This window comes from Sphingomonas segetis (assembly GCF_009720245.1).
Taxonomy (GTDB): domain Bacteria; phylum Pseudomonadota; class Alphaproteobacteria; order Sphingomonadales; family Sphingomonadaceae; genus Sphingomicrobium; species Sphingomicrobium segetis.
Window position 1 is genome coordinate 1 of the sequence record NZ_WJSQ01000031.1, and the last position, 22,576, is coordinate 22,576.

Annotated in this window: 17 protein-coding genes and 1 tRNA gene; 10 read left to right on the forward strand and 8 right to left on the reverse strand. The window is 65.9% G+C overall.

The window, feature by feature from the left end:
- Nucleotides 1–537, forward strand: a 537-nt coding sequence (locus tag GH737_RS04885; RefSeq protein ID WP_196232986.1) for a PD-(D/E)XK nuclease family protein, incomplete at its 5' end; no start/stop codon positions are given.
- Between the two features lie 57 nt (nt 538–594).
- Nucleotides 595–915, forward strand: coding sequence for a thioredoxin TrxA (trxA, locus tag GH737_RS04890; protein WP_155263739.1), 321 nt, complete (start codon nt 595–597; stop codon nt 913–915).
- Between the two features lie 2 nt (nt 916–917).
- On the opposite strand, the gene GH737_RS04895 is transcribed toward trxA, so the two are convergent.
- Nucleotides 918–1,361, reverse strand: coding sequence for a GFA family protein (locus tag GH737_RS04895; protein ID WP_155263740.1), 444 nt, complete (start codon nt 1,359–1,361; stop codon nt 918–920).
- Nucleotides 1,362–1,484: 123 nt separating this feature from the next.
- Here GH737_RS04895 and secA point away from each other — a divergent pair, with 123 nt between their 5' ends.
- Nucleotides 1,485–4,220, forward strand: a complete 2,736-nt coding sequence (gene secA, locus GH737_RS04900) for a preprotein translocase subunit SecA (protein ID WP_155263741.1) — start codon at nt 1,485–1,487, stop codon at nt 4,218–4,220.
- Nucleotides 4,217–7,369, forward strand: a complete 3,153-nt coding sequence (gene putA, locus GH737_RS04905; RefSeq protein WP_155263742.1) for a bifunctional proline dehydrogenase/L-glutamate gamma-semialdehyde dehydrogenase PutA — start codon at nt 4,217–4,219, stop codon at nt 7,367–7,369. The genes secA and putA overlap by 4 nt, the downstream gene beginning before the upstream one ends.
- Here the strand turns inward: putA and GH737_RS04910 are convergent.
- The 3 genes from GH737_RS04910 to GH737_RS04920 form a co-directional block, all read right to left on the reverse strand.
- Nucleotides 7,366–8,895, reverse strand: coding sequence for an FAD-dependent oxidoreductase (locus GH737_RS04910; RefSeq protein ID WP_155263743.1), 1,530 nt, complete (start codon nt 8,893–8,895; stop codon nt 7,366–7,368). The two genes, putA and GH737_RS04910, sit on opposite strands and share 4 nt — an antisense overlap.
- Before the next feature lie 69 nt (nt 8,896–8,964).
- A tRNA-Asn gene (locus GH737_RS04915) sits at nt 8,965–9,039 on the reverse strand.
- 55 nt (nt 9,040–9,094) lie between these two features.
- Nucleotides 9,095–9,871, reverse strand: a complete 777-nt coding sequence (locus tag GH737_RS04920; RefSeq protein WP_155263752.1) for an NAD kinase — start codon at nt 9,869–9,871, stop codon at nt 9,095–9,097.
- A 253-nt stretch (nt 9,872–10,124) separates the two neighbouring features.
- Between GH737_RS04920 and GH737_RS04925 the strand changes: the two genes are divergently transcribed.
- Complete coding sequence (locus tag GH737_RS04925) at nt 10,125–10,916, forward strand: EAL domain-containing protein (protein WP_196232987.1); 792 nt, start codon at nt 10,125–10,127, stop codon at nt 10,914–10,916.
- Here the strand turns inward: GH737_RS04925 and mfd are convergent.
- A complete protein-coding gene (gene mfd, locus GH737_RS04930; protein ID WP_155263745.1) occupies nt 10,856–14,341 on the reverse strand; it encodes a transcription-repair coupling factor in 3,486 nt (1,161 codons plus the stop codon). The two genes, GH737_RS04925 and mfd, sit on opposite strands and share 61 nt — an antisense overlap.
- Nucleotides 14,338–14,604 (reverse strand): FAD assembly factor SdhE, encoded by a 267-nt coding sequence (locus GH737_RS04935; RefSeq protein ID WP_155263753.1) that lies wholly within the window; start codon nt 14,602–14,604, stop codon nt 14,338–14,340. Before GH737_RS04935 ends, mfd begins: the two co-directional genes overlap by 4 nt.
- Nucleotides 14,605–14,714: 110 nt before the next feature.
- Between GH737_RS04935 and recG the strand changes: the two genes are divergently transcribed.
- Entirely contained in the window at nt 14,715–16,772 is a 2,058-nt protein-coding gene (gene recG / locus GH737_RS04940; protein WP_155263746.1) for an ATP-dependent DNA helicase RecG, read from the forward strand.
- On the opposite strand, the gene GH737_RS04945 is transcribed toward recG, so the two are convergent.
- Nucleotides 16,769–17,515, reverse strand: coding sequence for a hypothetical protein (locus GH737_RS04945; RefSeq protein WP_155263747.1), 747 nt, complete (start codon nt 17,513–17,515; stop codon nt 16,769–16,771). The two genes, recG and GH737_RS04945, sit on opposite strands and share 4 nt — an antisense overlap.
- Entirely contained in the window at nt 17,512–18,735 is a 1,224-nt protein-coding gene (tyrS, locus tag GH737_RS04950; RefSeq protein WP_155263748.1) for a tyrosine--tRNA ligase, read from the reverse strand. The genes GH737_RS04945 and tyrS overlap by 4 nt, the downstream gene beginning before the upstream one ends.
- A gap of 97 nt (nt 18,736–18,832) precedes the next feature.
- Between tyrS and GH737_RS04955 the strand changes: the two genes are divergently transcribed.
- The 4 genes from GH737_RS04955 to GH737_RS04970 form a co-directional block, all read left to right on the forward strand.
- Nucleotides 18,833–19,369: a DOMON-like domain-containing protein gene (locus GH737_RS04955; RefSeq protein ID WP_155263749.1), complete on the forward strand. Its 537-nt coding sequence runs from the start codon at nt 18,833–18,835 to the stop codon at nt 19,367–19,369.
- A 9-nt stretch (nt 19,370–19,378) separates the two neighbouring features.
- Nucleotides 19,379–20,578 (forward strand): exo-beta-N-acetylmuramidase NamZ family protein, encoded by a 1,200-nt coding sequence (locus tag GH737_RS04960; protein ID WP_155263750.1) that lies wholly within the window; start codon nt 19,379–19,381, stop codon nt 20,576–20,578.
- A gap of 77 nt (nt 20,579–20,655) precedes the next feature.
- A complete protein-coding gene (locus GH737_RS04965) occupies nt 20,656–22,053 on the forward strand; it encodes a methyl-accepting chemotaxis protein (protein ID WP_155263751.1) in 1,398 nt (465 codons plus the stop codon).
- Nucleotides 22,054–22,158: 105 nt separating this feature from the next.
- Nucleotides 22,159–22,576: DUF6975 family protein (locus GH737_RS04970; RefSeq protein WP_420853418.1), on the forward strand; the 418-nt coding region annotated here is incomplete at its 3' end.

Sequence of the window (22,576 nt, forward strand, 5' to 3'; positions counted from 1 at the left end):
CCGCTTGCGCCGTCGTCGATCGCAGTAGACGACGACAGCGCGCCGCCCCCGAGCGAGGCGATGCGCGCGGCAGCACTTCGGGGAACGTGGATCCACCAGCTGCTTGAACGCCTTCCGACTGTGGAGCCTGCGCAGCGTGCGGCGGCGGCCGACCGCTGGCTCGAGCGATCGGCGGGCGTGAGCGAAGCGGCGGCACGCACGGCGATCGTCGAGCAGGTCTGCGGGATCATCGCCGACCCCCGCTTCGCGCCGTTGTTCGGCAATCGCTCGCTTGCCGAAGCGCCGCTCGCCGCGACCTTGCCCGACGGGCGCGTGATCGCCGGAACTGTCGATCGGCTTTTGGTCGACGAAGGCGCGGTTTCGGTAATCGACTTCAAGACCGGCCGGGTTCCCGCCACGGAAGCGGAGATCCCGAATGCCCATCGCGCGCAGATGCAGGCCTATGCCGAAGCGCTGGGCGTGATCTTTCCCGGGCAGCGGATCAATGCATCGCTTTTGTACACGGCAGGGCCAAAACTGATTGAAGTCATATCTTGAGCGCTCGGGTGCCAGCGCCCATATGGCCGTTAACCTTTGCCAGGAGATTCGCCCGCCATGGCCACCAAAACGGTCACCGACCAGAGCTTTACGTCCGACGTTCTCGGAGCCGAGGGTCCCGTCCTCGTCGATTTCTGGGCGGAATGGTGCGGGCCTTGCCGGATGATCGCGCCGGCGCTCGAGGAAATCGCCAACGACCTCGGTGACAAGGTGACGGTCGCCAAGCTCAACATCGACGAGAACCCGGACACGCCCGGCCGCTACGGCGTTCGCGGAATCCCGACAATGCTGTTGTTCAAGGGCGGTCAGCCGATCGCGCAGAAGGTCGGCGCGGCGCCGCGCAGCCAGATCCAGCAATGGCTGGAAGGGAATCTCTGAGTTTACTTGCCCGGCGGCTCGGTTCCCTCGAGCCCTCTCGTGTTAGGCCGGAACTTGTCGTGCCGGGGCAGCTCGTCTCCCGGCTCGAACCAGCCGATCTTGCTTCCCCAAAAGATGTGAAAGCCCGGCGCGATGGCTTCCGGGTTGTCGAGCGTCGCGACGCTGAAATCGACGGTTTCCGGCTGGTGATCGACCTTCATCAGGAACGGCGTTCCGCATTCGCCGCAGAACTCGCGATGGCCGAAGCTCGAGGAGCGGGCGGACTTCACGTACTCCGCGCCCTTCGTCCACACAAAATCCCCGTCTGGAACGCTCGCGAACACCATAGCGGGCGCGCCGCTGCTCAGCTGGCAGGTGCGACAGTGGCACCAGCCGCAATCGAACGGTTCGCTCCTGAGCGAATAGCGGACCGCACCGCACATGCATCCGCCGGTCGGTCCCGCCATTTGTTCACGGCTCCTTTAATTGACTACGGCTAGGGCGCTCCTTACATCGCCGGCGACAATTTCCCAGAGCGTGGCGAGAGGTTTTCGCGCCGTCCAGACGCCCGGGTTTCTAAGGGAATTCATGTGTTCGCCTCAGTGGCAAAAAGCATCTTCGGATCGGCCAACGACCGCTATGTTCGCGGCCTTGGCAAATATGTCGACGCCGTCAATGCGTTCGAGCCGAGCATCCAGGCACTGAGCGATGACGAGTTGCGCGGTCAGACCGAGAAATTCCGCCAGCAGCTGGCGGACGGCGAGAAGCTCGACAACCTTCTTCCTGAGGCGTTCGCGACCGTGCGCGAAGCGGCCATCCGCACCCTTGGCCAGCGGCATTACGACGTTCAGTTGATCGGCGGCATCGCGCTCCACCGCGGCGAGATCGCCGAGATGAAGACCGGCGAAGGCAAGACGCTCGTGGCGACGCTCGCGGTCTATCTCAACGCGCTCGAGGGGAAGGGCGTCCACGTCGTCACCGTCAACGATTATCTCGCCCGCCGCGACGCCGACTGGATGGGGCAGGTCTACCGCTTCCTCGGGATGACCGTCGGCGTGATCGTCCCGAACCTCGCGGACGAGGACCGGCGAGCCGCCTACGCCGCCGACATCACCTACGGGACCAACAACGAGTTCGGCTTCGATTACCTGCGCGACAACATGAAGTTCTCGCGCGAGCATATGGTCCAACGGCCGTTCAATTTCGCGATCGTCGACGAGGTCGACTCGATCCTCATCGACGAGGCGCGCACGCCGCTGATCATCTCGGGCCCGACCGACGACAAGTCGGACCTATACATCGGCGCCGACAAGATCGTGAAAAGCCTGGTGGCCGAAGATTACGACCTCGACGAGAAGCAGAAGAGCGTCGTCCTGACAGAGGACGGAACGGAAAAGGCCGAGCGGCTGCTCGAAGAAGCCGGACTGATCGAAGGCCGCAACCTCTATGACATCGCCAACACGCAGGTCGTCCACCACGTGAACCAGGCGCTCAAGGCCAATGTCATTTTCAGGAAGGACATCGATTACATCGTCAAGGACGGTAAGGTCGTCATCATCGACGAATTCACCGGCCGGATGATGGAAGGGCGGCGCTGGTCGGACGGGCTTCACCAGGCGGTCGAGGCCAAGGAAGGGGTCAACATCGAGCCCGAGAACCAGACTCTCGCCTCGATCACTTTCCAGAACTATTTCCGGATGTACCCCAAGCTCTCGGGCATGACCGGCACGGCGATGACCGAGGCGCCGGAATTCTTCGACATCTACAAGATGAACGTGGTCGCGATCCCGACCAACGTGCCGGTGCAGCGGATCGACGAGGACGACGTCTTCTACAAGACGCTGCCGGAAAAATTCAAAGCGATCGCCGAGGAACTGAAGACCAAGCAGGAGCTCGGACAGCCGGTGCTGGTCGGCACCGTGTCCATCGAAAAGTCGGAAATGTTGTCCGAATATCTCGAGAAGGAGAGCGTCAAGCACTCGGTGCTCAATGCCCGCTTCCACGAGCAGGAAGCGTATATCGTCGCTCAGGCGGGCCGCGTCGGCGCGGTAACGATCGCAACCAACATGGCCGGCCGCGGCACCGACATCCAGCTCGGCGGCAATCTCGAGTTCCGGATGCGGGGCGAATTCCCCGACCTGGTTGAGGGAACTCCGGAATACGACGCCCAGGCAGCCAAGATCCGCGAAGAAATCGTCGCCGAGAAGCAGCATGTGCTGAGTATCGGCGGCCTGTACGTGCTTGGTACCGAGCGCCACGAGAGCCGGCGCATCGACAACCAGCTGCGCGGGCGGTCGGGACGCCAGGGCGATCCCGGCCTGTCCAAATTTTATCTCAGTCTCGACGACGACCTGCTGCGCATTTTTGGCCCGCAGACCATGTTCTCGCGGCTGATGAACAAGAATTTGGAGGACGGCGAGGCGATCGTTTCGCCGTGGATCAGCAAGGCCATCGAGACCGCGCAGAAGAAGGTCGAGGCCCGCAATTACGACATTCGCAAGCAGGTCGTCGAATTCGACGACGTGATGAACGACCAGCGCAAGGTGATTTACGAGCAGCGCGCCGACATCATGGACGCGGAAAGCGTTTCCGAGGTGATCGCCGACATGCGCATCGACACGGTCGAATCCATCGTCGCCGTGAATTGTCCGGAGGGCAGTTTCCCCGAGCAGTGGAATGTCGAGACGCTCAAGGAGAGCGTCGAGGCACTGTTCGGACTCCAGCCGCCGATCGACGAGTGGCTGGAGGAAGAGGCGGTCGATCCGGTTTTGATCAACGAGCGGCTGCAGAAGCTTGCCGAAGATTCGATGGCCGCGAAGCTCGACGGCGTCGAGCCGGAACGCTGGGCCGATGTCGAGAAGCAGGTCCTGATCCAGACCCTCGACCACCATTGGAAGGAGCACCTCGCGACGCTCGACGCGCTTCGCCAGGTGATCCACCTGCGCAGCTACGCCCAAAAGAAGCCGATCGACGAGTATAAGCAGGAGGCCTTCCTGCTTTTCGAGCGCCTGCTCGTGTCGATCCGCGAAGAGGTCACGCGAATCCTCATGCGCGCGCAGGTCCAGCTCGAGCCGCCGCCGCCGCCGGTGCTGCCGGACTTCATCACCCAGCATCTCGATCCGTTCTCAGGCGACGACGACACGGCCGACATCGACGCGGCGACGGGCGCAGTGCTTTCGAGCATACCGTTCGCGAACATCCCGCAGCAGCCGTTGCCGCGGCGTGAGGGCGAGGCCGGGGTCATCGAAGCGCCGGTCAGCCGCAATGCGCCGTGCCCGTGCGGATCGGGCAAGAAGTACAAGCATTGCCACGGACAGCTGGCGTGAACAGGGACAGTCCCTCCGACGAGGGACTGTCCCTTTCTCCATCCATCGACCGCACAGAGCTGAGGCGCGCCTACCGCCCCGACGAAGAGCAGGTCGCAGTCGAGCGGATCGCGCAGGCGCGGCTAAGCGCCGCCGAGCGCGGCGAAGCGACCGCGACCGCGCGCACGCTGGTCAAGGCCGTCCGGGCGCACAAGCCGTCGGGCGTTGACGCCTTCCTGCACGCCTACGACCTCGGCTCGGACGAGGGCATCGCGATGATGTGCCTCGCCGAGGCGCTTCTGCGCATCCCCGACGCGCACACCGCCGACGAACTGATCGCCGACAAGCTCGCGGGGCCGGACTGGTCGGAGAAACTCGGGCATTCAGGCTCGGCGTTCGTCAACGCGGCGACCTTCTCGCTGCTGCTGACGGGCAAGGTGCTCGAAGGGGCGCAGGACCGGTCCGACAATTGGAAGGCGGCGCTCGGCCGCGCCGTCGGCCGGCTCGGTGAGCCCGTCGTCCGCACCGCCGTGCGCGAGGCGATGAAGATCCTCGGCCGCAACTTCGTGTTCGGCCGCACGATCGACGAAGCGCTGCAGCGCGCAAAACCGGAGCGCGCGAAGGGTCTCAGTCACAGCTTCGACATGCTCGGCGAAGCGGCAAAGACCTATGAAGATGCGGAACGCTACGCTCGATCTTACAGCTCCGCGCTCGACCGGATCGCAAGAGAGGCGAAAGGCGGCTTCCGCTCGTCGCCGGGGATTTCCGTGAAACTGACCGCGCTTCACCCGCGGTTCGAGTTTTCGCACGCCCACGAAGCCCTTGGACACGTCATTCCGGTTGTGCGCGAGCTGGCGCTCAAAGCGGCCAGGGCCGACGTCCACTTCACGATCGACGCCGAGGAAGCGGACCGGCTCGAGCTCCAGCTCGACGTCTTCGAAGCCCTGCTCGCCGACGATGCGCTGTTGGCGAGCGGCTGGGGCGGGTTCGGAATCGCCATCCAGGCCTACCAGAAGCGAGCCGCGCCTCTGTGCGACTGGGTCATCGAGGCAGCCCGCGCGCGCGGCCGCAAGCTGATGGTCCGCCTCGTCAAGGGCGCCTACTGGGACACCGAGATCAAGGCGGCGCAGGTCGGCGGCTTCGTCGATTATCCGGTGTTCACGCGCAAAGTCGCGACCGACGTTTCCTATCTCGCCTGTGCGAAGAAGCTGCTTGCGGCCGAGGACGCGATCTATCCCGCCTTCGCCACCCACAACGCCAACACAATCGGGCAGGTGAAGGCGCTCGCCGGCGGCCGTGAATTCGAGTTCCAGCGCCTGCACGGCATGGGCGAGGAGCTGTACGAGGAACTCGCCAGGCTCGAGCGACATATCGGGGACACGCCGACGCCGGTGCGCATCTACGCCCCGGTCGGCAGCCACAAGGAGCTGCTCGCCTATCTCGTCCGGCGACTGCTTGAGAACGGCGCGAATTCGAGCTTCGTCAACCGCATCGCCGACGAGCAGGTGTCCCTCGACGAGCTGGTGCGCGATCCGGTCGCGGAGCTCGAGGCGCTCACGCCCAAGCGCAACCCGAAGATCGTCCTTCCGCGCGACGTGTTCGGCCCCGCGCGGCACAACAGCGCCGGCTGCGACCTTTCCGACCCGCTGCTGCGCGAGCCGCTGCTCGAGCGGCTGAAGGCGCTCGAGAGCCGTTGCTGGACGGCGAAGCCGACGCTCGGGAGGGGAGAGGCGCGGGCGGTCACTTCGCCTCACGACCGCCGGATCGAAGTCGGCACCGTTTTCGAGGCGAGTGCCGACGAGGTCGACCGCATGGTCCACGCGGCCCATGCTGCGCAGATCGCCTGGGACGCGCTCGGGGGCGAGGCGCGGGCGAGGGTGCTGGAGCGCACGGCCGACCTCTATGAAGAGCATCGCGAAGAGTTCTGGTCGCTGTGCATCCGCGAGGCCGGCAAGACCTTGCCCGACGCGGTGCTCGAAGTCCGCGAGGCGGTCGATTTTCTCCGCTTCTATGCCTCCGAGGCGCGGCGGCAGTTCACCGTGCCGCTGCCGCTTCCCGGGCCGACCGGCGAGCAGAACGAGCTTCGGCTCCACGGCCGGGGCGTATTTGCATGCATTTCGCCGTGGAATTTCCCGCTCGCGATCTTCACCGGCCCGATCGCCGCTGCGCTCGCCGCGGGCAACACGGCGATCGCCAAACCGGCCGAGCAGACGCCGCTGATTGGCGCGCTTGCCGTCGATCTGATGCATCGCGCCGGCATTCCGAGGGATGTGGTCCAGCTCGCTCCCGGCGACGGGCGCGTCGGCGCGGCGCTGACGGCCCATCCTTTGCTCGGCGGCGTCGCCTTCACCGGCTCGACCGACACGGCACGACGAATCAACCGCACGCTTGCGGAGCGCGAAGGGCCGATCATCCCGCTGATCGCGGAGACCGGCGGGCAGAATGCGATGATCGTCGACTCCTCAGCGCTGCCTGAGCAGGTCGCGCGTGACGTCATTTCGTCGGCGTTCCAGAGCGCTGGCCAGCGCTGCTCCGCGTGCCGGGTGGTGTTCGTCCAGGACGATGTCGCCGACGGCATGGTCGCGATGATCGCCGGCGCGGCCGAGGCGCTCGATGTCGGCGACCCGCGCGACCTCGCGACCGATGTCGGACCGGTGATCGACGAAGACGCCAAGCGCGCGCTCGAAGAGCATCTCGCCTGGCTCGACAAGAACGCGAAGCGAGTTGCCCGCCTGCCGCTACCAAACGAGGCTGCGCACGGCAGCTTCGTTTCTCCCGCGATTTATGAAATTTCGTCGCTAAGTCAGCTGAATCGCGAGAATTTTGGGCCGATCCTGCACGTCATCCGCTTCGATGGCGAGCGGATCGACCGGGTCGTCGAGCAGATCAATGCGACCGGTTACGGCCTGACGCTCGGCCTCCAGAGTCGGATCGATACGGTGCGCGATTATGTCGAGGAGCACGCGCAGGTCGGCAATTTCTATGTCAACCGAAACCAGATCGGCGCGGTAGTCGAAAGCCAGCCGTTCGGGGGGGAGGGGCTCTCCGGCACGGGGCCCAAGGCGGGCGGCCCGCATTATGTCGCGCGCTTCGCGACCGAGCGCGTCACCTGCATCGACACCACGGCGGCCGGCGGCAACGCCAGCCTGATGGCCGCGCTCGAGGGCTAAGCTTTCGCGGCGCGCGTTTCGAGGCGAAGCTCGTCTTCCAGATTCTCGCGGTCGCGGCCGATGGTCGCCGTCGCGCAATGCGCCCCTTCGATGAAATAGCGCGCGGCGAGCGAACGGTCGTCGAACGATCCTTCGAGAGTCACCGCATCCCAGCCGCTGCCGCGCCCGACATAGCGGATGGCGACGCCATATTGCTCGGTCCAGAAGAAGGGTGCGGAATCGAAGCGCTCGGATGCACCGAGCATATTGGCCGCGGCGATCTCGCCCTGGCGCTCGGCCACGACCCAATGCTCGATGCGCATGGGCTCACCCGTCAGCGGGTTTGGATAGGCCGCGATGTCGCCGGCCGCGTAGATGCCCGGCAGAGTCGTTTGAAGCTGGTCGTCGACACGCACGCCGTTGCCAACCGTCGCCCCGGCGCTCTGCGCGAGTCCGGTACGCGGCTTTACGCCAATGCCGACGAGCACGAAATCGGCGGCGATCCTGCCGCCGCCGGCGAGCGTCACGGCTTTGCCGTCGAAACCTCCGACCACCGCGCTCAGGTGGAATTTGACGCCCTTGCCTTCATGCAGCGACTGGATCTCGCGTCCGAGCTCCTTGCCGAACACATGTTCGAGCGGGACTTCCTCGACCGAGACGATGTCGACCGCGACTCCGCGCTGACGGAGCGCGGCGGCGGCTTCGAGCGCGATGAAGCTCGCGCCGATGATGACGGCATGCGCGCCGGAGCGCGCCTGGCCGGCGATCGCGCGCGCGTCCGCGACGGTGCGCAACGTGAACACGTTGTCGGCATCGAAGCCCGGCACCATCAGCCGGTTGGGCTCGGCGCCGGTCGCGATCAGGAGCCTGTCGAAGGGGAGCTGCTCGCCGGAGGCGCAATAGACCGTGTGCGTGCCGGGATCTATGCGCGTGACCTCGGTCGATAGACAAAGATCGATCCGATGGTCGGCGTACCAGTCGTCGCCGCGCAGCCACAGCCATTGTTCGGGCGCGCTGCCCGCGAGATAGTCTTTCGAGAGGTTGGGGCGGTCGCAGGGCGGGTCGGCATCGGCGCTGAGGATCGTGACCTCGCCGGCAAAGCCTCGGCGGCGCAACTCGGCGGCGCAGGCCAGCCCGGCCGCGCCGCCGCCGACGATGACGATGTTGCGGATCGCCTCGTCGATGGCTGGCGTCGGGGCTTGCTGCTGTTCGGCCTTGCGACGAACGAAGACGCGATCGCCTTCCGTTTCGACCAGCCAGCAGTCGACCGGGTCGAGCGCCGGCGCGCGAAGTACGGCGCCGGTCCTGAGGTCGAAGCAGGCGTGATGGAGCGGGCAACGGACGCTTCCGGCGCCGGCAATGCCGTCGCCGAGGTTCCCGCCGTAGTGGGTGCAGGCACCGCCGATAGCGAACAATTCGCCGCCGAGCCTGGAGAGCAGGACCGGATCGTCGCCGACGCGCCCGGGAAGCGTGCCTTCGGCGGGGATGTCGCCGAGGTTTATGCCCTGGGAGAAGTCCGGTCCCGTCGCACTTGCGCCTTCACCCACGATTGCTGTCCTCCGTTCCTTCCCCAATTCGATGGCCGGCGGGTCGAAAGGGTTCCTGGACCGATGGAATGGCTCCCCGGGCCTGATTCGAACAGGCGACCATTCGATTAACAGTCGAACGCTCTACCGCTGAGCTACCGGGGAATGCCTTTTCGGAAGGTGGCGGCTAGATAGCGAAGCTCGTTCCAAAGGCAAGCGCTTACGTCGCGAATTGCTCCATCGCGATGCGCTCGTCGAGCGCGTGTTCGGGATCGAACAGCAGGGTGAGCGAGCGTTCGCGGTCGAGCCGGATTTCCACCTTGGCGACGTCGCGCACCTCGGTCTGGTCGGCCACGGCCGATACCGGGCGGTTCTCCGCCTCGAGGATGGTGAGGCAGACCGCGGTGTCGTCGGGCAGGATCGCACCCGACCATCGCCGCGGGCGAAAGGGGCTGATCGGCGTCAGCGCGAGCATCCTCGCCTGGAGGGGCAGGATCGGTCCGCGCGCGGACAGATTATAGGCGGTCGAGCCGGCCGGGGTGGCGACCAGGACCCCGTCGCAGGCAAGCTCGGGAAGGGCTACCCGGCCGTTGACCGAAATCTCGATCTTGGCGGTCTGCCGCGTCTCCCTGAGCAGAGAAACTTCGTTGATCGCCGAATGAGTAAAGGCCTTCCCGCCGACCGTCGTGGCCCGCATCTCGAGCGGCGCGACGCGGATCGGCTTGGCCTGTTCGATCCGCTCGCACAGCCGATCGACCACCCAGTCGTTCATCAGGAAGCCGACCGTGCCGCGGTTCATCCCGAAGACGGGCACCTGGGGGCGCTCGCCGTCGAGCATCTCGTGGAGCGTGTGGAGCATGAAGCCGTCGCCGCCGAGCGCGACGAGGACTTCCGCGTCGGCCGGGTCGGCGAAGCGGTAGCGCCGCCGAAGCAGCACTTCCGCGGCCTTCGCGACGTCCGTGCGCGACGACAGCAGGCCGATGCCGCGGCTCGTCAGGTCGAGCGGTGCCTTTTCCTGGCCCTTGGCCGCGTCCGCGTTCAAGCGTTGCTCCTGCCGTTGCCTGCGCAAGATAAGGGCATTGCGCGGCGAGGTCACTGTCCCGTTTCGGGGCTGCTTCAAAGCCGTGGTTTCGACCGGCCAGTTCGCTCGTTACCGAGCAGTCATGCTGATGTGGGACAGCATTAGTAAGTGGGGGAGGCGGGCGTCCGATATCGGGGCATCGCCGCCCGTCTCCCCCACGCGTGACCTGATGCTCGAAGCCGTCATTGCGCACGGGCAGGTCGATCTCGCTTTCCAGCCGATCATCGATGCCGGCAGCGGGCGCATGGTCGGCGCCGAGGCGCTCGCCCGGTCGGCGCTTTCGCGCGATGCCGAGACATTGTTCGCGAGGGCGACGTCCGCCGCACTCGGCGAGCGACTGTCCCGCCTGATCCAGCGCAAGGCGCTGCGTTCGGCGGCCGTGTGGGAAGGTGCGCTCAAGGGCCTGAGGATCTCGATCAACCTTCTTCCGGCGGACATCAGCCGTCCGGGCTACGAGCGCTGGCTGCTGGACGAGGTCGAGGCTGCCGGGATCGACGCGGCGCGCATCACGCTCGAGATTACAGAAAGCGCGCTGCTCGGCGATCACCGAAGCGTTGCCGCGCGGCTGGCGACGCTGCGCGACGCCGGCCTCAGTATCGCCGTCGACGATTTCGGGACGGGCTATGCGAGCCTCGCCTATCTGACCTCGTTGCCGCTCGACGTGCTCAAGATCGACCGCGGACTCATTGCACAGATCGTCCAGCGCGAGCGCGACCGGATCGTGGTCAAGGCGCTGATCAGCCTTGCGCGCGAGCTCGGGCTGAAGGTGGTCGCGGAAGGGCTGGAAACAGCCGAACAGCTGGCGCTGCTCAAAGACTGGGGCTGCGACTTGTACCAGGGCTTTTACGGAGCGCCGCCGCTGATGCACGACGAGCTTACGAGCTTCGCTGCGGCGTCCAATCAGGCCGCCTCCTTCTTCTCCCCGGCCGCGGCAACGCGGGCGAGTCCGCGCGATAGCTGAAGCGCGCCGTTGAGCCGTGCTTCGGGTGCCGGCCAGTTTCGGGCGAGCGTCATCTTGCTGTCGGGCCTGAGCTTCGCCGCCCCGTTCAGGCGGTCTATGTAGGCGAGCAGGCCGGCCAGATCGGGGAAACCGCTTTCCGCGAACGTGACCACCGCGCCCTTGGCGCCAAGGTCGAGCTTGGCGATCATCGCCTCGCGGCAATTGAGCTTCACCTCGACGATCTTCATCAGATTGGCGGTTTCCTCCGGGAGCGCGCCGAAGCGGTCGATCAGCTCGGCGGCGAAGGCGTCGATCGCCGGCCGGTCCTCGAGCTCTCCGAGGCGGCGGTAGAGGCCCATCCTGAGGTCGAGGTCGGGGACATAATGCTCGGGGATCATGATCGGCGCATCGACGCTGATCTGAGGCGAGAATTCCTCCTGCCGCGCCACGCCGCCCGCTTTCACTTCGAGGATCGCCTCCTCCAGCATCGACTGGTAGAGCTCGAAGCCGACCTCCTTGATGTGTCCCGACTGCTCGTCGCCGAGCAGGTTCCCGGCGCCGCGGATGTCGAGGTCGTGGCTCGCGAGCTGGAAACCGGCGCCGAGGTTATCGAGCTCGCTCAGCACCTGGAGGCGCTTCTGCGCGGCCTCGGTGATCGATCGGTCGGAAGGCATGGTGAGATAGGCATAGGCCCGCGTCTTGGCGCGCCCGACGCGGCCGCGCAGCTGGTAGAGCTGGGCGAGGCCGAAGCGGTCGGAGCGATAGACGATCAAGGTGTTCGCGCTCGGGATGTCGAGGCCGCTTTCGATGATCGTGGTCGACAACAGCACGTCGTACTTGCGGTCATAGAAGGCGCTCATCCGCTCCTCGACCGCGGTCGCGCTCATCTGGCCGTGCGCGGTGATGAACTTCACCTCCGGGGTCTGGCTGCGAAGCCATTCCTCCATGTCGGGCAAATCTGCGACGCGCGGCACGACGAAAAAGCTTTGTCCGCCGCGGAAATGCTCGCGCAGCAGGGCTTCGCGCAGGACGACGCCGTCGAACGGCGTGACGTAGGTGCGCACGGCGAGCCGGTCGACCGGCGGAGTCTGGATCACCGACAGCTCGCGGAGCCCGCTCATCGCCATCTGCAGCGTGCGCGGGATCGGCGTGGCGGTCAGCGTCAGCACGTGGACGTCGTTCTTGAGCGCCTTCAGCCGCTCTTTGTGAGCCACTCCGAAATGCTGCTCTTCATCGACAATGACGAGCCCCAAACGTTTGAAATTCACTGACTTTGCAAGCAAGGCATGTGTGCCGACGACGATGTCGATCCTGCCGTCGGCAAGCCCCTCCTTGGTCCGCTTCGCCTCCGCCGCCGGCACCAGCCGCGACAACCGCCCAATCTCGATCGGGAAGCCGTGGAAGCGCTCGACGAAATTCGAATAATGCTGGCGCGCGAGCAGAGTCGTCGGACAGACCAGCGCGACCTGCTTGCCCGACATCGCCATGACGAACGCTGCGCGAAGCGCCACCTCGGTCTTGCCGAAGCCCACGTCGCCGCACACCAGCCGGTCCATCGGCTTGCCGGCTTCCAAATCCTGGAGCACGTCGCCGATCGCGCGGTCCTGGTCGTCTGTCTCCTCGTAGGGGAAGCGGTCGACGAAGGCGGGATAGCTGGAGTCGGCCTCGGCGACGACGCCGGGGCGCGTCGCGCGCATCGCCGCGACCCTGATGAGCTCGCCGGCGATCTCGCGGATGCGGTCCTTCATCCGCGCCTTGCGCCGTTGCCACGCCTCGCCGCCGAGGCTGTCGAGGCTCACGCCCTCGCCCTCGCTGCCGTAGCGCGTCAGTAACTCGATATTCTCGACCGGCACGTAGAGCTTGTCGCCGCGCGCATATTCGAGCGCGACGCAGTCGTGCGGGACCTTGCTCACCGGGATCTGCGTCAGACCTTCGTAGCGGCCGATGCCGTGGTCGGCGTGCACTACCAGGTCGCCCGGCGAGAGTGTCGCGAGTTCCTCGAGGAAGGCCGCGGACGCCTTCTTCCTGCGGCGGCGGACGAGCCGGTCACCAAGCATGTCCTGCTCGGTGAGCACCGCTACGTCTGGCGTGGTGAAGCCGTGGTCGAGCGGGAGCACGAGGAGCGCCGGCTGGGTCCTGGACCCGAGCGCTTCCTGCCAGTTGTCGGCGAGCTTCTGCGCCTTGAGGCCATGATCCTCGAGGAGGCCGGAAAGCCGCTCGCGCGCACCGCGCGTGTAGCTCGCAAGAACGACCTTGTGGCCGGAGCGGCGCAGATCGCCGACGTGCTGAGCAACCGCCTCGTAGACGTTCGTCTGCTGCGCGCGTTCGGGCGCGAAATCGCGCGCGGCGTCGACGCCGAAGTCGATCACCCGTTCGGATTCGGGCTCATGGAACGGCGAGGCGAGATGGATTGGGCGCTCGGACTCCAAGCCTTCCCATTCCTTCTTCGAGAGATAGAGCGTTCCCGGCTCAAGCGGGCGATAGCTGCCCGGCGCGACTTCCATCGCACGCACGCGGTTCTGGTAATAGTCGTCGATCGCTTCGCGGCGCGATCCCACCGCCTGGTCGGCCGCGGCATCGCGGAGGACGAGGTCATTCTCGCCGAGGTGATCGAACATGGTCGCGAGCCGCTCCTCGAGCAGAGGCAGCCAATGCTCCATCCCCGACATTCGCCGGCCTTCCGACAAGGCCTGGTAAAGCGGATCCTGCGTGGCCGCCGCGCCGAACTTCTCGCGATAGCCCGACCGGAAGCGCTTGATGCTGTCGGAGTCTATCAGCGCTTCCGACGCCGGCATCAGCATGAAGTCCTGCGCCTTGTCGGTCGAGCGCTGGTCGGCGGGGTCGAAGCGGCGCAGGCTGTCGATCTCATCGCCGAAAAAGTCGAGCCGGAGCGCCTGGCTCTCGCCGGCAGGGAAAAGGTCGATCAGCGATCCGCGCACCGCATACTCGCCATGCTCGGCGACGGTGTCGACGCGCTGGTAGCCGAGCGCGTTCAGCTGCTCGACGAGCGCCTCGCGTTCGATTCGTTCGCCCTTTGCGATTCGCCGGGTCAGCTGCCGGATTCGGAAGGGAGTCAGCAGCCGCTGCGTAGCCGCGCTTGCCGTGGCGATGAGCAGCTGCGGCTTGTCACGCTTCACCTGGAGGGCGCTCAGCGTCGCCAGCCGCTCCGCCATCACACGCAGGGCAGGGGAAGCGCGGTCATAGGGGAGGCAGTCCCAGCCGGGCAGCGTCAGAAGCTCGACCTCGGGCGCGAACAGGGGGACCGTGTCGGCAAGCGCGCGGAGCGCCGCTTCATCGGCGACGATCGCGACGGCGCGGCCGCCCCTGCTGGTCCCGTGCGCCGCGCGCGCCAGATCGGCAGCGAGCCATGGAAGGAAGCCCGTCGGCACGCCCGCGAGCGTGAGTGGCTCCTCGGCGCGGACGACGCGCTGCAGCGGTTCGCTCATCGCGCCACCTGGATATAATCGAGCCTTTTCAGCGCCTCGGTCATCGCACCGGCGAACCGCTCCGGCGGCTCGGCGGTTCCGTGCGCCCACGCCATGATGTCGACGTCCTGTTCGTCGAGCATGGATTCGAACAGCTTGCGCTCGTCCTCATTCCACGAGCCACCGTGAGCGTCGAAGAAGCCGCCGATCAGCATATCGGCTTCTTTCGTCCCACGATGATGGGCGCGCCAGTGGAGGCGCTTCAGGTCCCGGTCGGAAGGCATGGCGCGCATGTAGTAGCGAAAGTTCGTCATTGCGAGGCCCCGAGCAGGCTGCGGCAATCCACTCGCTTCACTGGATTGCTTCGCCGCGCTCGCAATGACAACAACCGTCCATGCGGCCCGGAATCCTCAACCCATTGTTCACGGAGGTGGAGGCGCTCAAGGGTGTCGGGCCGCAAGTTTCCAAACAGCTCAAGAAGCTCGGCATCGAGCGGGTCGTCGACCTGCTCTACCACCTGCCGACGGGCTCGATCGAACGGATCAAGGCGCCGGCGGCGACGGCCGCTTTGCTCGGACGCATCGTGATCCTGGAACTCACACCCTTTGACACGCGCGACAGCCGCTCAGGGCGCGGGCCGAGCCGCATCTTCGCAAACGACTCCGACGGCAACGCGATCAGCCTCGTCTATTTCAACAATCCGGGCTGGGCGAAGCGGACCCTGCCCAAGGGCGAGAAGCGCATCGTCTCGGGCAAGCTCGAGCAATATGGCGACGAGTGGCAGATCATCCACCCGGAGGTCGCCGAGCCCGGCAAGGGACCGCCGCTGATCCGCGAGCCGGTCTATCCGCTCACCGAGGGCCTGACCAACCGGCGCCTCGGCGAACTGGTGCGCGAGGCGCTCGAGCGGGCGCCGGAGCTTGCCGAATGGATCGAACCGTCGCTTGCCGCGCGCGAATGCTGGAGCGCGTGGCGCGCGTCGCTCGCGCGGGTCCATCACGAGCCGGGTGCGGAGGATTCGCGGCGGCGGCTCGCCTATGACGAAATCTTCGCCAACCAGCTCGCGCTCATGCTGCTCCGCCAGTCGCAGCGACGGCACAGGACGAATGCTTTGCCCGGAACCGGCGAGCTGATCCGTAGGCTCGACCTCCCCTACCAGCTGACCGACGCCCAGCGGCGCGTGATTCGCGAAATCCGCGGCGACCTCGCGCAGATGACGCCGATGCTCCGGCTGCTCCAGGGAGATGTCGGCTCGGGCAAGACTTTGGTCGCGGTTGCCGCGATGCTGACCGCCGTCGAGAGCGGCGCCCAGGCCGCGATGCTCGCCCCGACGGAAATCCTCGCCCGGCAGCATCATGCGACCCTGCTGAAGCAGCTCGACAGCATCGGGGTGCGAGTCGCGATCCTCACCGGCCGCGAGAAGGGGCGCGCCCGCGACAGCGTGCTGATGGGGCTCGCCGACGGCTCGATCGACGTGCTCGTCGGCACCCACGCGATCTTCCAGGAAAAGGTCGCGTACAAGCAGCTCGGCCTCGCCGTCATCGACGAGCAGCATCGCTTTGGCGTCTCGCAGCGGCTGCTGCTCGCGTCCAAGGCCGAGCATCCGCCGCACCTGCTGGTGATGACCGCGACGCCGATCCCGCGGACCCTCACGCTCACCCAATATGGCGAGATGGATGTCAGCCGCATCGACGAGATGCCGCCGGGACGGACGCCGGTCGAAACCCGCGTGATCAGCGAGGAAAAGCTGGCGGAGGTGATCAACGGCCTTGGCCGCCACATCAGCGGCGGCGGCCAGGCTTACTGGGTCTGCCCGCTGGTCGAGGAAAGCGAGAAAAGCGACGCCGCCGCTGCCGAGGAGCGAGCGCGTGTGCTCAAGCTGCGCTTCGGCGAAGACAAGGTCGGGCTCGTCCACGGGCGGATGAAGGGCGCGGGCAAGGACTCGGTAATGGCGCGCTTCGCCAGCGGCGAGCTGGCGGTGCTGGTCGCGACCACGGTGATCGAGGTGGGCGTCGACGTGCCCAACGCGACTCTGATGATCGTCGAGGGCGCGGAGCGGTTCGGCCTCGCCCAGCTCCACCAGCTGCGCGGCCGCGTCGGGCGCGGGACGGGCAAGAGCGTCTGCCTGCTGATCCGCGGCCAGAACCTCACCGATGTCGGCCGTGCGCGCCTAAGCCTGATGCGCGAGACGAGCGACGGTTTTCGGATCGCCGAGGAGGATTTGCGTCTCCGCGGCCCAGGCGAAATCCTCGGCACACGCCAGTCAGGTGAGGATGCGTTCCGTGTAGCGAGGGCAGAGGATGTGGCTGAGCTAGCGCCAATCGCGCAGAGCGACGCGCTGCTCCTCCTCGACCGGGACGGCGGCCTCAAGGGGGAGCGCGGGCAGGCAGCGCGGGTATGTCTGTACTTGTTCGAAAGAGATCAGGCCGTGGATTTGATTCGGAGTGGCTAACCTCTTCCGGGCGGCAGAGAAGTCGGCGGCGTGAGGTCGATCAGCCGCTTGATATCCGGCGTGAGGCAGCCGCCGTATACCGGTACGTCGGCAAAGTTGTGCTGAAGCTGCGCCCGATTGATGCCGACGCCGAGATCGCGCATGTGGCGCAGGGTGAACGAGGACGCGCGCTTAACGCGGTTGTTGTCGAGGATCAGGCTTTCGGTAGCGGACAATATGGCGCGCTTCTCGTCCTGATCGAGCGGTCCACCGCTGGCAGGCAATGAGCGGAGGTGCGCAAGGTCGTCCAGTTCCTTGCGGTGAAGGTCGTCGAGCTCTGGCATGAGTGAATAGACGATCCGATATTCGAACATCCTGTCAGCGGGCATGTGCGCCGCGATATCCGCCGAGTTGGCGGCTTCGCGCGCGAAAGAATTGTAGGTGCGAAGTGGAAGGTCGATCCGGGCGATCGCTTGCCGAACCGCCGCTCGATCGTCCGCTTCGGTCAGACCCCGAATCTGTCGCAGCCGATCATCGAGACACTGATAGATCGCCAGCCGGACATAAGCCTGCGGCCCATCCCCGTTGCTCAATTCCTGGTCCATGTCGTCGAGCGCGGCCTGGACCTTTTGCTTCCAATCGAACGACTGGACCGCCTGTTGGGCGAACAGTGCGGTCAGCACGCCCAGAACGATGATTGCATATTCGCGGGCGAAATCGCGCCAATCGGAGAACAGATGCCCCTTCTCACTGCGCTTGCTCACCGAATGAGCAGCCCGTGCTTTTTGCGGCCGAGGCTGAGCTTAAGCGGCTGGTCGCCGGCGACGAGCATCAGTCCCGGATCGTTCACCGTCACATCGTCGAGCCGGACTGCGCCCTCGGCGATCTTGCGCTTGGCTTCCTTGTTCGACGGGGTGAAGCCCAGCCCCGTCAGGGCGTGGGTGATGTTCATGCCCTCGCCGAGCGACAGCGTTGGCAGGTCTTCACCGATGCCGCCCGCCTGGAATGTCTCGGCAGCGGTGCGCGCCGCCGTCTCCGCCGCCTCGCGGCCGTGGAGCATTGCCGTGGCCTCGGTCGCGAGGATGATCTTCGCCTGGTTGATTTCGGCGCCCGACAGGCTCTCGAGCTTGCCGATGTCTTCAAGCGACAGGTCGGTGAACAGCTTCAGGAACCGACCGATATCGGCGTCGTCGGTGTTCCGCCAGAATTGCCAGTAATCGTACGGGCTTAACAGATCGGGGTTGAGCCACACCGCACCGGCCGCCGTCTTGCCCATCTTGGCGCCGTCGGCATTGGTGATCAGCGGCGTCGTGACGCCGTAGACCTCGGTACCGTCGATCCTCCGAGTCAGCTCGATGCCGTTGACGATGTTCCCCCACTGGTCCGAGCCGCCGAGCTGCAGCCGGCAGCCGGCGCGCCGCGATAGCTCGAGGAAGTCGTAGGCCTGCAGAATCATGTAATTGAACTCGAGGAACGTCAGCGGCTGCTCGCGGTCGAGCCGCAGCCTGACGCTGTCGAAGCTCAACATGCGGTTGATGGTGAAGTGGCGCCCGACCTCGCGCAGGAACGGGATGTACTCGAGCCCGCCGAGCCACTCGTCATTGTTGACCATGACGGCGTCTGTCGGCCCTTCGCCGAAGGTCAGGAAGCGCTCGAAGCAGCGGCGGATCGAGGCGATGTTGGCGCCGATCGTCTCGTCGGTGAGGAGCTTGCGCGCTTCGTCCTTGCCCGACGGGTCGCCGACTTTGGTCGTCCCGCCACCCATCACCACGATCGGCTTGTGGCCTGCCTGCTGGAGACGGCGCAGGAGCATGATCGAGACGAGGTTGCCGACGTGGAGGCTGGGCGCCGTCGCGTCGAAGCCGATGTAGCCGGGCACGACCTGCCGCTCGGCCAGCGCGTCGAGCGCGTCTGGGTCGGTCACCTGGTGGATGTAGCCGCGCTCGTCGAGCAGCTGGAGGAGGGAGGAGCGGTAGGAGGTCATCCCTCGCGCTTACCCAAGTCGTCATCCTCGCGAAAGCGGCGACCCCGCAAAGAACAAACTAGGTTCCCGCTTTCGCAAGAATGGCGATATTGGAGTGATGCAGTTCAATCTAGTGCCGCATCCGACCACTCCGCCGGGCATCCCGGACCTGAAGCTGTGGGCGACGGTCGACCACGCAGGTTCACTCGCCGCGGTCGCGACGACCAACATCTGGTTCGGCATCGGGGCTCCGGCCGAGCGGTTCGTGATTTCCCAATCCGCTGAGCCGGCGCGTGCCAACCGGCTATGGGAGACGACCTGCTTCGAGGCGTTCCTGCGGCCGCTCGGCGAGGAGGCGTACCGCGAGTGGAATTTCGCGCCCTCGGGCGAATGGGCGGCTTACGATTTCGTCTCGACGCGCACTGGCATGAGCGAAGGCGATGCTGCCGACCCGTACATCCGCATGGAGGACAATCTCACCTGGTGGGCGCTCGGCGCCTCGATCGCCGTTCCCGCCGACAGCAATTGGCAGCTGGGCTTGTCCGCCGTGCTCGAAGAGACGGACGGCACCAAATCCTATTGGGCTCTGACGCATCCGAACCCTGAGAAGCCGGATTTCCATCACCCCGGTTGCTTCGTCGCGCGCCTGCCCTAAGCAGCGCCAATGACCCTGTTCGGTATCGACCGCCTCCTTGTCGACTCCGAGTTGCGCAAGCCGCTCGAAGGCAAGCGCGTCGCGCTGCTCGCTCATCCCGCTTCGGTGACCCGCGACCTCACCCATAGCCTGGACGCGCTCGCCGCCGCCGGTGTGAATCTTACAGCCGCGTTCGGACCGCAGCACGGGCTGCGCGGCGACAAGCAGGACAATATGGTGGAGTCGGACGACTTCACCGATCCCGTCCACCACATCCCCGTGTTCAGCCTCTACGGCGAGGTGCGCCGCCCGACGGGTCAGTCGATGGGCACGTTCGACACGATCCTCGTCGACCTCCAGGATCTCGGCTGCCGAATCTACACATTCATCACGACGCTCCTGTACGTGCTCGAAGCGGCGGCGGAGCGGGGCAAGAGCGTATGGGTGCTCGACCGGCCGAACCCGGCGGGCCGGCCGGTCGAAGGTCTGACGCTGCGGCCGGGCTGGGAGAGCTTCGTCGGCGCCGGCCCGATCCCGATGCGCCACGGCCTGACGCTCGGCGAGCTCGGCCGATGGTTCGTCGAGCATTTCAAGCTGGACGTGGATTATCGCGTGATCGCGATGGACGGATGGAACCCCGACGAGGCACCTGGCTTCGGCTGGCCGCCCGAGCGCGTATGGATCAACCCGAGCCCGAATGCCGCCAACCTCAACATGGCGCGCGCTTATGCCGGCACCGTGATGCTCGAGGGCACCACGCTGAGCGAGGGCAGGGGAACGACCCGCCCGCTCGAACAATTCGGCGCGCCCGACCTCGAGCCACAGCGGATCATGGCCGAGATGGAGGCGCTCGCGCCCGAATGGCTCGCCGGCTGCAAGCTTCGCGAGGTCACCTTTCAGCCGACCTTCCACAAGCATGTCAGCGAAATGTGCCGCGGCATCTTCATCCACGCGGAAGGGCAGTTCTACGATCGCCAGGCATTCAAGCCGTGGCGGCTTCAGGCGCTCGCCTTCAAAGCGGCGCGGCTGCTGTATCCCGACTATCCGCTGTGGCGCGACTTCCCATACGAATATGTGTTCGACAAGCTCGCCATCGACGTCATCAACGGGTCGCCGCTGCTGCGCGAGTGGGTCGACGATCGCGAGGCGGCGCCAGGTGACCTCGACAGCCTGACCATCCCCGACGAGCGCGCCTGGGAAGAAGAGCGCAAGTCCTTCCTGCTCTACTGACGTGCGGACATAGTTAACGAAAGAGTAGGAGTTCCTCCGTATCCCGGCTCCTGAATAAGCGGGGAGCAGGGCTCGAGATGGCCACTCAGGGGATCGAGGAAGTCACTGAAAATGCGATCCGGGCGGTCGCGCGCGATTGCGGATCGCTGTCGATGGAATGCAGCGACGTCGCCGGCTACGTCCAGGGCGTGGCGACGCGCATCGGCGAACATCTGAAAATGCTCGACCAGCTCGAGGATGTGACCAACCGCCTGATGAGCGACCAGTCGCGCGTCTCGGACTCGACCGACGAAGCGCGCCTCCTGTCGGAGCAGGCCCGGGCCAAGCTCGAGGCCGGACGCGAGGCGATCGATGGCACCATCGAAGGATTCAAGGGCCTGACCGACCTCATCGTTCAGCTCGGCGAGCGCATGGCCGGCTTCGCTTCCGCGATGAACCAGGTGCAGACCGTCTCCTCGACCATCGAAACCATTGCCCGCAAGACCAACATGCTCGCGCTCAACGCCACCATCGAAGCAGCGCGCGCCGGAGACGCCGGGCGCAGCTTCGCGGTCGTCGCCGCGGAGGTGAAGAAGCTTGCGCACGACACGCGGGCCGCGACCAGCCAGATCGCGCAGACGATCGGCGAGCTGACCCGAGAAGCGAGCGCCGTCACCACCGAAATCAAGACCGGCGTCGACCGCAGCCGCGCGGCGCAGTCGGGCTTCGGAACGATCAGCGAAACGGTGCGCGAAGTCAGCGAAATCGTCGGCATGGTCGACCGCCAGACCGAGGGCATCGCCCATTCGACCAACATGATTCAGACCAGCGTCGACCGGGTCAAGGCCGGGCTTACCGACTTCGCCGCCGACGCGCGCGACAACGGCCAGGAGCTCAAAACCGCCGAGAAACGGCTGGCTCACCTCGAGCTGCTGTCGAACACCATGCTCGACACGCTCGCCAACTCCGGCGCCGAGATCGACGACACGCCGTTCATCCTCAAGGCTCAGGACGGCTGCCGACAGATCAAAAACGTCATCGAGCGCGCGATCGACCAGGGCGAAATCGGCGTCGATGACGTGTTCGACCGCGACTACAAGATCGTCGAGGGGTCGAATCCGGTTCAGTACGACGTTCGCTTCAATGCCGCTGCGGACCGGCTGGTGCAGCCGATCCTCGACCGCGTGAAGTCGAGCGACAGCCGAATCATCGGCTCGGCGATCGGCGATGTGAACGGCTACCTGCCGACGCACCTTTCCGAACGCAGCCACCCGCAAGGGCCGGATCCGGTGTGGAACGACGAGCATTGCCGCAACAAGCGAATCCTGATCGACGACACGACGCGCATGGCGCTGGCGAGCGAGAAGCCAGCGACGCTTGCGACCTATCGCATGGAGCTCGGCGACAAATTCATCCCGGTGAAGAACGTCTTCGTTCCGTTGTGGATCAAGGGCCGCCGCTGGGGGAATTACGAACTCGCCTACCGGGACGACTGATAGGGTTCCCGAAAGCTTACCCGCCCATAAACCTCGTCTTTACGCGCTTGCGTTAGGACCGGCTCGATAAGGCTTCGCTCGGCAGCAACGGACGAGGGAATAGGAATGGCGATTAACCGGCCCGTCGAACAGCAACCGGTCAGCGTTGCCGCGGCCCAGCTCGCCCGTGTGGCGGGCGAAGGCCTGGCCCGGCACGCGCACCTGGCCGCACTGCTCGACAGCGCCGGACGCCATTCTGGCCGCAACATGGCCGATGCCGTGCATTTGCTGTGCAGCCTGCACGGCCACTATCCCGGACTGATCGAAATTGCCCTTCAGCGCTGCCCCAAAGGCGCAGTGCGCGACTGGCTGGGCCATGCATCCGATGGGTTCGAGCGAGAACGGCTATATCTGGTCAGGCTGACCTCCGCCGTCGGCCCGCTGCCGAGCACCCCGGGCGCGGCCGAAACCGAGGCGAGCCTGCTCGCCGCGCGCCATGCGCTCGAGACCCTTGCGACTTCCGAGCGCGACGGCTGCGCGCTCG